The organism is Streptomyces sp. NPDC042346 (assembly GCF_055581845.1).
In genome coordinates, this window is record NZ_JBVJEH010000002.1 from 431,018 (window position 1) to 443,244 (window position 12,227).

Here is a 12,227-nt window from a genome sequence, read left to right on the forward strand (position 1 = left end):
CCCGCTCGCCCGCCGTTCGGGCCGGTGCTAGACATGGACTATGGCCGGACTCCTCGGCCGCCTGCGCTCCGCGTTGAGCGTCCGCACCGTCGCCCGCCAGGTCTTCTCCCTACAGGCGGCGATCGTGGTGCTCCTCGTCGTGGCCGCCGTGGTTGCTCTCGTACTGCAGTCCCGGTCCGACAGTGAGCGGGAAGCGCGCAACCGGTCACTCGCCGTGGCCGAGACCTTCGCCAGCGCGCCGGGCATCGAGGAGGCCGTGGCCGGTCCCGACCCGACCGCAGCGCTCCAGCCACGCGCCGAGGAAGCGCGAAAGGCGTCCGGCGTCGACTTCCTCGTGGTGATGACCAAGGACGGGATCCGCATCACCCACCCCGATCCGGCACAGATCGGAAAGCACTACATCGGCACGATCGGCCCCGCGGCAGCAGGCGGAACGGTCAGGGAGACCGTGACCGGCACCCTCGGCCCATCCACCCGCGCTGTCGTCCCCGTGACCGACGCCGAGGGCGACGTGATCGCACTGGTGTCCGCCGGTGTCACGCTCGAAGCCGTGAGCGGAGTCGTCGAGCATCAGCTGCCCCTGGTACTCGGTGCCGCGGCGGCCGCGCTGGCAGTCGCCACCTTCGGTACCGCTCTGGTCAGCAGGCGGCTGCGCCGTCAGACCCACGGCCTGGAGCCCGCCGAGATGACCCGCATGTACGAGCACCACGATGCGGTGCTGCACGCCGTGCGCGAAGGCGTTCTGATCCTCGACGGCGACGGTCGGCTGGCGCTGGCCAACGACGAGGCACGCAGGCTGCTCGGCCTGAGCCCGGAGGCGGAGGGCCTGCTTGCCCGTGAGCTGGGCCTCGCCCCGGACATCGCCCGGCTGTTGACTTCCGGGCGCTCGGCCACCGACGAGGTGCACCTGGCCGGGGACCGGCTGCTGGCCGTCAACCAGCGGCCGACCGACCCCGGAGGCGGGCCGTCCGGCTGTGTCGCGACACTGCGGGACACCACCGAACTGCAGGCCGTCACCGGCCGGGCCGATGTGGCGCAGGAACGCCTGAACCTGCTGTTCACCGCCGGATTGGAGATCGGAACCAGCCTCGACATCGAGCGGACCTCCCAGGAGCTGGCGGACTTCGCCGTCCCCCGGTTCGCCGATTTCGTCACCGTCGACCTGGCCGACCCGGTCCTGCGGGGCGAGGAGCCGTCGCAGGACGGTGCGGCGATGCGCCGTGTCGCGTTCCGGGGTATCCGGGACGACACACCGCTCTACCCGCCCGGAAAACTGATCCAGTTCGTCCCGTCCACCCCGCAGAGCCTCGGCTACGGCTCGGGCGAGACGGTCCTGGAGGCGGACATGACCGCCTTCTCCGGCTGGCAGGCTCAAGACCCCGCACGGGCCCGGAGACTTGTCGAGGCCGGCATCCATTCGATGATCGCGGCTCCACTGCGCGCCCGCGGCGTCATCCTGGGTGTCGTCACGTTCTGGCGGTCGCGCAAGCCCGCGTCGTTCGAGCACGACGACGTGACACTCGCCGAGGAACTGGCCGCCCGTGCGGCGGTCACCATCGACAACGCCCGGCGCTTCACGCGCGAGCACACCATGGCGGTCACCCTGCAGCGCAGCCTGCTCCCCCGCGCCCTGCCGGAGCAGAACGCCCTCGACGTGGCCCACCGATACCTGCCCGCGCAAGCGGGCAGCGGCGGTGTCGGCGGGGACTGGTTCGACGTCATCCCGCTGCCCGGCGCCCGCGTCGCGCTCGTCGTGGGGGACGTGGTCGGCCACGGGCTGCACGCCGCCGCCACCATGGGCCGACTGCGCACCGCGGTCCACAACTTCTCCTCCCTGGACATGTCGCCCGACGAACTCCTGTGGCACCTCGACGAACTGGTCACTCGGATCGACCAGGACGAGAGCGGCGACGGCGACATCGCGCCGGTCACGGGCGCCACCTGCCTGTACGCGCTCTACGACCCGGGCTCTCAGGTGTGCACGATGGCCCGCGCCGGCCACTTCGAGCCCGCCGTCGTGCACCCCGACGGCAGCGCGGCGTTTGCCGCCGTACCGGGCGGCCCGCCCCTCGGGCTCTCCGGACTCCCCTTCGAGACGGCCGAGATACGACTCCCCGAGGGCAGCAGCCTCGTGCTCTACACCGACGGTCTCGTGGAGGACCGCACCCGCGACATCGACGAAGGGCTGGAACTGCTGCGGCGGGCTCTGGCTCACCCCGGCCGCACGCCCGAGCAGACCTGCGACGCGGTTCTGGACGCGTTGCTGCCCGAGCATCCCACGGACGACATCGCACTGGTGGTCGCCCGCACGCGTGCGCTCGACAGCGCCCGTACAGCCACCTGGGACGTCGCGTCCGATCCGTCGGCCGTCGGACAGGTTCGCGCCGCCGTCGCCCGCACGCTGGCCGAATGGGGCCTGGAGGAGGAGTCGTTCACCACCGAGCTGATCCTCAGCGAGCTTGTCACCAACGCCATCCGCTACGCCGCCGAGCCCGTCCGCGTACGTCTGATCCGCGACCGCGCCCTGATCTGCGAGGTCTCGGACGGCAGCAGCACCGCTCCCCACCTGCGGCGCGCGGCGACCACCGACGAGGGCGGACGGGGCCTGTTCCTGGTGGCCCAGTTCGCCGGCCGCTGGGGCACCCGCTACACCGCGGACGGCAAGGTCATCTGGGCCGAACAGCCACTTCCCACCGGCACAACGGGCAACGACCGGTGATGCCCGGCGACCCCTTCGGCCGTTGGCCGCTCCGGCCCTCCGCCGTCCCGGCGCCAGGGGGATTCCCCCGTCGAACCCCGCCCAGGAGAGCCACCCAGCACACAGGGGAAGGGCCCCGCCCCGGGCGAACCGGGGTGGGGCCCTTCCTGTTCGTGCTGCTCGTTCGGGCTACTCCTGGACGGTGCGGCGACGCCGCATCCACCACACCAGGGCCGCGCCGGTGGCGGCGATCGCCGCGGCGATGCCGGAGACCAGGCCGATCGGGGTGTCCGATCCGGTGTCGGCGAGGCCGCCGTCCGGGTCCGGCCGGTTCGCCGGAGGCGTCGTGCCCCCGCTGCCGCCGGTGTCACCGTTGCCAGGCTTGGTCGGGTCCGGGCCGGGTGACGTGGGCGGATCGGTCGGGTCGCTCGGCGTCGGTGTCGGGGTCGGAGTCGGGGTCGGGGTCGGGGTCGGCGTAGGCGTCGGGTCGGGCTTCCCGTCATCCGTCAGGCCGGCGCCGTTGCCACCCAGGAACGCGGTGTCGCTGTCGCGGGCGGAGGTCTCGGTACGCACGGAGTCCTTCGTCGCGCGGGGCAGTTCACGGTGCTGGGCGGTGAACTCGACGCCGGTGACGTTCCGCTTGGGCGCCTTTGCGAAGTCGATGCCGCCGACGAAGAACGTGTAGATCCGGCCGTCGCCGAGGGGCCATTCGTAGGTGAAGTCGCCCTTGGTGAAGGACTTCACCATCTCCTTCCACACGGTCCGCTTGTCCCAGTGGGCGTTCTCACCGCGCAGCGGCCACCGCTTGAGGTTGTTGCTGTTGATGATGGGACGGAAGTCGGTGGCCTTCTTCGCGTCCTGCTGGCGGATCCACTCGGCCGCGACGCGGGACTTGTAGACGCGGCGCAGGTCAGCGTACTTGGGGTCGGTGTCGATCTGCTTCTCGACGTGCGGGACGAGATACTGGGTGATCAGCCGGTGGCTGCGCTCCTTCTCCTCCTTGCTGAGCTTCTTCGAGCAGTCCTCTCCCTGTACGGGGGTGTCGAAGTCCATCGCCGCGTGGTTGACCTCCAGCGGGGCGTCGAGGATGTAGATCCCGCCGTCCTGCTCGCGGACCTTCGCCCGGCCGGGAACGATCCAGTTGCGTCCCGATCCCCAGCACGGCACCCCGTCGACCTTGGGTGCGGCGTCCATGAACTCCTTGCCCGGGGACTTCTTGGGGTCCATGGCACGGGAGAAGTCCCGCTTCATCTCCATGTCGGCCACGAGGAGGACACGGCCGGCGTCGGTTTCACCGAACGCCTTGTCCATGATGGTCTCGGGCTGGTCGGGGTTGAGGTTCACCCACTGCCGGTCCGGGGTGAGCGCCAGCCACGTGAACAGGGCATCGGATGCCAGTTCGAGCTTCGCCTGTCCGCCCCAGCCCGGGTTGTCGTCCTCATCGGGCATGAGGTCGGCCTTCATGGAGTAGTCCAGAGCCTTGCCCTTGACCGGGTTGCCGACGTACTGGAGCTCCAGAGTGGAGAAGTCCACCCCTCCCGGGCCCCGGCCGAGCGCGGACCGGGCGTTGTCCGCCAGGTACTGGTTCTGCAACTGCCGGGCCTGGGCCTGGTTCTGTCCCGACCCGTAGGCCATCGAGGCGCCCGGGCCCTGGGTGCCGCGGTTCGGCTGCGGGTTGAACACGTTGTACGTCTTCGTGTACTTCGTCTCCGGCCACACGCCCTTCGCGGTCGCCCGGCGCTCCGCGATCCGGATCGGATTGTTCCCCGTCCCCCGCTCCGCCCGCAGCTTGTCGTTCTCGGCCTTGTAGTCGCGGAGGGTGGCCCCGTTCGGCTTCTCCGACGTGAACATCGTCAGGCGGTGCCGGGTGAAGTCGTACTTCGCGTCCTTGTGCCGCAGGATGATCTTGTCGGCCCGGAGCTGGGCCGGCTTGCGCTTCCCGTCGGACTTGAACTCCCCCAGGTCACCGGTGCGCTGGTTGTAGGAGTCGTACCGCCGGGAGGCGATCTTCTTGCCGTCCTTGTCGAAGATCTCGATCGTGACCTCGCACAGCCAGTCAGGGCCGACCATGTTGAAGTCCTGAACCGCCTTGACCTCGAACACGCCCCCCTTCTGCTTGCTGACCTGCGCGCTGATCAGGTTGACCTTCCAGCTGCCGAACGGCTTGGGGTTGCTCGACTCGTTCCGATGCCGCTGATAGCGGGAGTAGATCGCCTTGCGCATGTCCTCCGGGTCCTTGGAGGCCGCATACGCCTTGTCCCACTTGTCGATGTCCGCACGGCTGCCGGTGACCTGCCCCAGCTCGGCCGCAGTGGGCGCGGGAACGTTCTCGAAACCCTTGAACGCGTTGTTGTAGTAGTACTCCTCGTCCGGCCCGGACTTCGTCCAGTGGTGCTGACCCGTCGGCGCACCCGAGTTGTTCGGCGTACGCGGGATGGTCTTCTTCAGGTGCATCTGATCGCACCGCTTGCCGCCGGTGATCTTCGCGTAGTCTCCGGGCGCGGCCGACGCCACGGACGGCAGGCCGACCAGCAGCACCGCCGCCGAGGAAACGACCGCCAGAGCGGCAGATAAGCGCCTCTTCAGACGCTGTCGTATAGGTGTGCTCACGTAGTGTCCCTGGTCGTGGGGGCCACGGGACTCAAGACTGCGAGGGCAGGCCGGACAAGGGGCCCCCGTATCGTGCCCGCTCCTGCCGCCCCACCACACTAGAGGCCGTCAACACCCCACGTACAAGGTGTTGTTGACGCGCCGTGTGATGACTCCGCGAAGATCCTGCGCGGGTGACGGCGCGGTTCGGTAGGTTCTGCCCATGACCACACCCCACTCCGCCTACGACTCCACCCGCCACCCCGACCTCCTGGTCTGGCTCACCGAACGCCAGGCCGCCTTCGAGAGCTGGGCTCGGGAAGCCGGCGGCGTCGACAGGTTCGACTTCTCCGACGCCTCCCTCGACGCCTTGGAAGACCTGGTCGAGGAGACATTCGCCGAGTCGGAGGAGATCACCGCACAGCGCCGCTCCCCCTTCGTCCAGGGTGCCGTGTGGTACATCGGCGAGACCCTGCGCCGCCGGCGCGAGGGCTGGGTATGGAAGTTCGAACCGGACGTTACCTTCGGTCTGCTCCCGGCGTTCTATCCTGCGGTCCCGGACCCCGCGTACCTGGACACCCCCTGCGTCGGCGCACCCGACGCCAAGCCCGGCGAACACTGGTACCCCCTGAACACGCTGCGCCGACTCCTCGCCACCGAAGACGAGTTCGACAACCCGATCGACGAACGGCTCGTCGGCGTGATCGAAGGCTGGTACGACGAAGACGAGGAGGACGACGACGACGACGAGTGACTGGCGCCCGCAGTGCGGGCGACAGGACTCCCGAAGCGCTCGGTGTCACGTCGGCTGCAACGCTGCCGGCAGACCGTTCAACCGCAGGCGGGTGGCGCCGCGCAGGTGGGGGAGGTCGTGCTCCGGCCGTGCGGACGGGGTCAGAAAGGCCGCTTGCTCGGTCCAACAAAGGTGGGTGCCGCCGTCCACCGGTTGCAGTTCGACAGTCACCAGCGAGGCCCACCGCACGATGTCGTCCACGCGGGACGTGTACGTGTAGACGATTCTCGAGGCCGGCACGATGTCGAGGTACCGGGAAGCGTATGCAAGTCGTTCCGGCTCAGAGCCCGCGATCGTGAAGACACTCGACGCGGTCTCACCGCCGTTCACTGTGAAGTCGTGGTCGTAGGAAACCCGGCGGCCTGGCAACGCGAACCATCGGTGCCGCGCCGGAGTGTCGGCGAAGGCCCCGAAAACCGTACCGGGGGCTGCGGCCAGGTGCCGCTCCACGGTGAAGGTGTCGTGCCGTACCTTCGGCACGGCGCCATCGACGGTCCCGTCAACGGTCGAAGCCGGTGCAACGGGTTCAAGAGGCATGTTTCCCTCACAGAGATGGAGGCGGAACAGGGGATCTTCCTTGGTTACCATCCGTATGTAACGGGGGCGCGACACTGCGATCAAGACCTCGCCCTCACGCACTTCGAAGTCAGCTACGCACTCGAAGGGAACAGACCCATGGGATCCACGCCGGGTGCGCAAGCGGAGGCCGCGGGCCTGAGCCCCGAGTGCGTGTCGACCATCGAGCTCGTACGTGACGTGCTTGCCCGTGTCGGGGACAAGTGGACCGTCCTGGTCATCACCAACCTCGCCGACGGGCCGCTGCGCTTCACGACGCTCCACGGTCGGATCGCCGGGGTGTCCCAGCGCATGCTGAGCCAGACGCTGCGACTGCTGACCCGTGACGGCCTGGTGCTGCGGACGGCCTACGCCGAAGTACCGCCTCGGGTCGAGTACGAGCTCACGCCCTTGGGCCGGTCACTGAGCGACGCCATCACACACGTCGTGCGCTGGGTGCAGGACCACCAGGCCGAGATCGTCCGGAACCGCGCCCACGAGTAGAGCGCCTGCCGCAGCACGCGCGGCGGCCGGCGAGTTGCCCCGAGCGTCACGAGGGCCGGCTCGATGGTGACCAGGGCATGACCAGGGCATCTGCCGGCGTGCGCCGGGCATTCCCTGGCGTGCGGCGAGCCCTCCGGAGCCGTGGAACCCCGGCGTCCACCCGACGCGACAGCCGGGCGCTCAACCTGCCCTGACTCCGAAATCACCACCCACACGCGCCACAAGGACCGTCGGCAAGCTGACGGGACCTCATGAGCGATCGAGGCCTACAGTTGAGAAACCATGTAGCTTCCAACGATTCGGTTGTTCCCGATCTGTTGGACGTGAGCAAGGAGGAATCTCTTGTTCCGCCGATTAATCGCCGCGGTGGTGGTGATGGCCGGGCTGACAGCGACACTTGTCGTTCCGGCCTCCGCCACCGAATTCCCTGCGGCCACCACGCCCCTGGTCACCTGGAACATGCAAGGGGCCAACAACAAGGCACAGAACGGCAGCAAGTGGACCAACACCGTTCAGCGGCTGGCACTGCAGGTGCCGATCCTGATGCTTCAGGAGGTCGGCCCGCACCCGCCTGACAACAGTGCCCCACAGCCCAGCCAGACCTTCACCACGACCGACAGCCAGAACGTCACGCATCAGCACACCGTGCTGCACCAGACCTGGGTCGTCGGCAGCGGTATCCGCAACACCATCCCGACCCGTGAGGTCTACTTCCTCCAGACCGACGACGACGCGACCAACCCGCGGCGGATCGGCGGCCGGGTCAACACGGCGCTCGTCCTGACCGAGGCGCCCGACGAGATGATCGTCGTCGGCAACCCGGTCGACGCCGGCCGGAACGCGCTCGGTGCGCGCTTCGGCAACGAGTGGTACTTCACCATGCACGGCCTGTCCGGCGGTGGCGGTGACTCCGGGGCGATGCTGGACGCCATCGACGACCGGATCGAGGGCCTCGGGAACCAACGTGGCGTCACCTACAACGCCACGGTCGGTGGCGACTTCAACGTCGACCCGAGGGTCCTCGCCGAGCGGACGAGCTTCCCGCCGACCATGCGGATCCACGGCTCGGGGCAGGCGACCCACCAAGGCAGTGGTGAGCTGGACTACTTCGTCACCACCCACTTCGACCACGCGCTGACGGTCACGGTCCGGCCCGAGGGCGACTCCGACCACCGGCCGACCCAGTCCGGCCAGTTCAACGCGGCCGGCACCACCCCGGCGCCCGGGCCCAGCCCGTCGCCCGGGCCCAGCCCGGCGATCGAAGAGCTCCGGTTGATGCCGACCGGTGACGGGATCACGGCCGGTGTGTACAGCACCGATGACGGTGGCTTCCGGGACTACCTGAAGACCATCCTGAAGGGCCTGACCACCATCGCGGTGGTCGGTGGCACGGTGGCCAGTCTCGTCTTCAAGCGCACGGATTTCGTCGGTGAGCTGAAGAACGGCAAGCGGGGCGACCCCGACCACATGGGGTTCGACGGCAAGGGCATCGACGCCATCAAGGCCGAGTCGATCCCCGCGCTGCAGACACTGCGGCCGAACATGATGACCCTGGTCGCGGGCACGGCCGACCTGGCCGGCGGTGCCGACGGTACGGCGACGGCCGGGAAGATGCGGACCTTCCTGGACGAGATCTACCGGGCCTCGCCGACCACCACGGTCCTGCTCGGGACCCTGCCGCCGTCGACGAACCCGACCTACCAGGCCCGGATCGACGCCTACAACAGCGAGCTCCGCACGATCGCCTACGCCAAGATCAAGGACGGCGCACGGCTGGTGCTGGTCGACCTGGGCTCGGTCACCCCGCAGGACATCACCAACGAGATCTACCCGACCGACGCCGGCCACCAGAAGATCGCGGACGCCTTCGCCGAAGGCGCTCGGATCGCGGTCCTGCAGCGCATGATCAGCGGCCGCTCGTACGGCTGGGAGCCGATCGGCAAGATCCGGGACGCCGCCCCGGCCGGTTCGAAGATCGCGTTCCCCGACCTGAACGGCGATGGCAAGGCCGACTACGCGGTGGTCGGTACGGACGGCAAGGTCACCGGCTGGCGCAACGACGACCCGCGCAAGGCCGGGGTCTCGCTGGGCGACATCAGCCCGGCCGACCGCGGGAACGACCCGGACCGGGTCTACTTCGCCGACCTGGACGGTGACGGCAAGGACGACTACATCCGGATCCTGATGCCGCCGGACTCGCCCACCGGCATCCCCGCGATGCGGATGTCACGGAACACCAGCAGTGGCGGCAACATCAGTTGGGACAGCCCGACGATCGTCGCGAACAACCTCATCTACGAGCCGGATCTGTACTTCACCGACATCGACGGTGACGGCCGCGACGACCTGATCACGCTGGACCGGATGAGCTTCCCGACCGCCTGGCAGAACAAGGGCAAGGGAATGCCGACTCCGGGCGGCTGGGAGAAGGTCGAGGGTTTCGCCACTCCGGGGCAGGCGCGCGGCGCGCAGGTAGCCTTCGCCGACATCACCGGTGACGGCAAGGCCGACACGGTCCGGGTCGAGTTCACCACCGGTGAGGTCCGGGCCTGGCAGAACACCGGCGCTCCGTGGAGCGTCACCAAGGGCTGGAAGTCGCTGGGCGTGATCCGCTCCGACGATCCGTTCCAGGGCACCATCGGCACCTTCGCCGACCTGGACGGCGACGGGATCGAGGACTTCGCCATGATCCGCTCCGGTACGACGGCGAAGACCGCCGTCAGGGCGGCCGCGGCGAGTGGTGCCGGTGACATCGAGGGCTGGCTGGTGCCGAGCTACGGCGATGGCAGCCGCAGCGACGGCGGTGCCGGTGATCTCGGTGTCAACGGTGGTGCCGGTGATCCGATGGAGTCGCACCCCGGTGGCGACGACGGCGGTTCGCGGCCGGGTGCGTCCGGCGACTGCCGGCCGGACGGTCTGGCGGCCACGCCGGGCGTGGCGACGCCGTACTGCAAGGTCTATCAGGGTGACGGCCGGGAATGGCTCGGTCAGGGCCGGGACCGCCGGGTCGTGGGCTACTTCAACGGTGGCCGCACGGGCGCCGACGGCACGCCGCACTACCTGGTGAAGAACATCCCGTGGTCGAAGGTGACCCACCTCAACTACGCGTTCGCGTCGGTGGAGAACAACCAGATCAAGGTCGACTCGAACGCCACCCAGAAGGAGTGGCCCGGCGAGGTCGGCGCCGAGATGGATCCCTCGCTGCCCTACAAGGGGCACTTCAACCTGCTGACGAAGTACAAACGCCTGCACCCGCGGGTGAAGACGCTGATCTCGGTCGGTGGCTGGGCCGGTTCCGGTGGCTTCTACGCGATGACCACCAACGCCGACGGCTCGGTCAACCAGGGCGGGATCGACACGTTCTCGCGCTCGGTCGTGGACTTCCTGCGGACCTACGGGTTCGACGGTGCCGACATCGACTTCGAGTACCCCACGGTCCTCGAGGACACCGGCAATCCGACCGACTGGGCGGTGTCGAACCCGCGTCGCAAGGGCCTGCCCACGGCGTACGCCGCGTTGATGAAGACGCTGCGGGACTCGCTGAACCGGGCTTCGGTCGCGGACGACAAGTACTACCTGCTCACCTCGGCGTCGTCGGCCTCCGGCTACCTGGCCCGCGGGATGGCGAACCAGACCGCGCTGGACCACCAGGACTTCACCAACCTGATGGCCTACGACTACCACGGCACCTGGAACGACGTCGTGGGTCCGAACGCGGCGCTGTTCGACGACGGCAAGGACCCGGAACTGGCCGACCAGTACGCCACTCCGGAGTACGGGAAGATCGGGTACTTCAACACCGCTTGGGCGATGAAGTACATGCGTGGCGCGATGCAGGCCGGGCGCGTCAACATCGGTGTGCCCTACTACACGCGCGGCTGGCAGAACGTCACCGGCGGTACGAACGGTCTGTGGGGTACGTCGCAGAAGCCGAGTGGGTGCGAGCCGGGTACGGGCGTCAAGCGGCCGTGCGGTGACGGTGCCTTCGGCATCGACAACATCTGGCACGACGAGACCAACAACGGCAGCGAGCTCGGCTCCGGGACGAACCCGCTGTGGCACACCAAGAACCTGGAGAAGAACATCACGCCGGTCTACGCGGGCAGCGTCGGGCTGAAGCCGGAGACCGACATCACCGACCGGCGCACGGGCCAGTACACCCGGTACTGGGACGACGCCACGAAGACGTCGTGGCTGTGGAACGCCGAGAAGAAGGTGTTCCTGTCGACCGAGGACGAGCAGGGCATCGACGCGGTCACCGATCTGGTCAAGTCGACCGGTGCGGGCGGCGTGATGATGTGGGAGCTGGGCGGCGACTACTCCTGCCCCGCGGACGTCCAGCCGGACACCCCGTGCGGGATGGGGTACACGCTGACCACCCGGCTGAACGAGAAGCTGGGCAACATCGGCGCCTATGACAACAGTCTGCGCACCGGCAGCGGTGGCGTCGCACCGACGGTGACCGCCGACCTGAGCGTCGAGATGGTCAACTATCCGACCGCCACGGCGAACCTGTGGCCGTTGCAGCCGACCGTCCGGATCACCAACAACACCGGGCGCACGCTCGGCGGTGGCAAGGACACGAAGCTGTCGTTCGACATTCCGGCCTCGACGTCACCGCTGGTCAAGGACGCCAACTGGCAGACCGATGCCCAAGGTGGCCAGTGGAAGCTGGTGCCCGGCACGACGTTCCACCGGGTCAGCACGACGCTGGACTACTGCCAGATCATCCCGGCCGGGAAGTCGCTCGACGTGCCGATCATCTACTTCCTCCCGATCACCGGTCCGGTGAACACGAGTCTGTCCATCGGCGGTACGGCGTACGCGCCGGTGAACGACAACCTCAAGGGACTCGGTACGGCGACCCCGCCGGCTGGTGGTTGTAGTGCCGGGAACTGGGACGCGACCAAGGTCTACTCTCCGGCCGGCCAGCCGATCGAGCAGACCACGGTCAAGTACAACGGCAAGGTCTGGAAGGCCAAGTGGGAGACGAAGGGCAGTGCTCCGGGCACCGGGCCCGACGCCGACCACGAGCCCTGGAAGCTGATCGGCAGCGCCGGCTGACCGTCCTCAGCCACCCAGCCTGAC

At 68.6% G+C, this 12,227-nt stretch carries 6 protein-coding genes; 4 read left to right on the forward strand and 2 right to left on the reverse strand.

The window, feature by feature from the left end:
- The first annotated feature begins 40 nt into the window (after positions 1-40).
- Positions 41-2,719 (forward strand): SpoIIE family protein phosphatase, encoded by a 2,679-nt coding sequence (locus tag ACZ6K0_RS10690; protein WP_469236274.1) that lies wholly within the window; start codon positions 41-43, stop codon positions 2,717-2,719.
- A gap of 168 nt (positions 2,720-2,887) precedes the next feature.
- Here the strand turns inward: ACZ6K0_RS10690 and ACZ6K0_RS10695 are convergent, their stop codons facing one another.
- Positions 2,888-5,236: a hypothetical protein gene (locus tag ACZ6K0_RS10695; RefSeq protein ID WP_469236275.1), complete on the reverse strand. Its 2,349-nt coding sequence runs from the start codon at positions 5,234-5,236 to the stop codon at positions 2,888-2,890.
- A gap of 274 nt (positions 5,237-5,510) precedes the next feature.
- On the opposite strand from ACZ6K0_RS10695, the gene ACZ6K0_RS10700 reads away from it, so the two are divergent.
- Positions 5,511-6,041 carry a hypothetical protein gene (locus ACZ6K0_RS10700; RefSeq protein ID WP_469236276.1) on the forward strand — a complete coding sequence of 177 codons (531 nt, stop codon included), beginning with the start codon at positions 5,511-5,513 and terminating at the stop codon, positions 6,039-6,041.
- A gap of 45 nt (positions 6,042-6,086) precedes the next feature.
- Here ACZ6K0_RS10700 and ACZ6K0_RS10705 read toward each other — a convergent pair whose 3' ends face one another.
- On the reverse strand, positions 6,087-6,617 hold the full coding sequence (locus ACZ6K0_RS10705) for an SRPBCC domain-containing protein (RefSeq protein WP_376409369.1): 531 nt from the start codon (positions 6,615-6,617) through the stop codon (positions 6,087-6,089).
- Positions 6,618-6,755: 138 nt separating this feature from the next.
- On the opposite strand from ACZ6K0_RS10705, the gene ACZ6K0_RS10710 reads away from it, so the two are divergent.
- Together ACZ6K0_RS10710 and ACZ6K0_RS10715 are read left to right on the forward strand one after the other, a co-directional pair.
- Positions 6,756-7,139 (forward strand): winged helix-turn-helix transcriptional regulator, encoded by a 384-nt coding sequence (locus tag ACZ6K0_RS10710; protein ID WP_376409367.1) that lies wholly within the window; start codon positions 6,756-6,758, stop codon positions 7,137-7,139.
- Between the two features lie 342 nt (positions 7,140-7,481).
- A complete protein-coding gene (locus ACZ6K0_RS10715; protein ID WP_469236277.1) occupies positions 7,482-12,203 on the forward strand; it encodes a glycosyl hydrolase family 18 protein in 4,722 nt (1,573 codons plus the stop codon).
- Positions 12,204-12,227: the final 24 nt, after the last annotated feature.

What these genes read in the sequence shown, in the direction of transcription:
- ACZ6K0_RS10690 (WP_469236274.1), top strand. Translation starts at nt 41, where the DNA reads ATGGCCGGACTCCTCGGCCGCCTGCGCTCCGCGTTGAGCGTCCGCACC.
- ACZ6K0_RS10700 (WP_469236276.1), top strand. Translation starts at nt 5,511, where the DNA reads ATGACCACACCCCACTCCGCCTACGACTCCACCCGCCACCCCGACCTC.
- ACZ6K0_RS10705 (WP_376409369.1), bottom strand. Translation starts at nt 6,617, where the DNA reads ATGCCTCTTGAACCCGTTGCACCGGCTTCGACCGTTGACGGGACCGTC.
- ACZ6K0_RS10710 (WP_376409367.1), top strand. Translation starts at nt 6,756, where the DNA reads ATGGGATCCACGCCGGGTGCGCAAGCGGAGGCCGCGGGCCTGAGCCCC.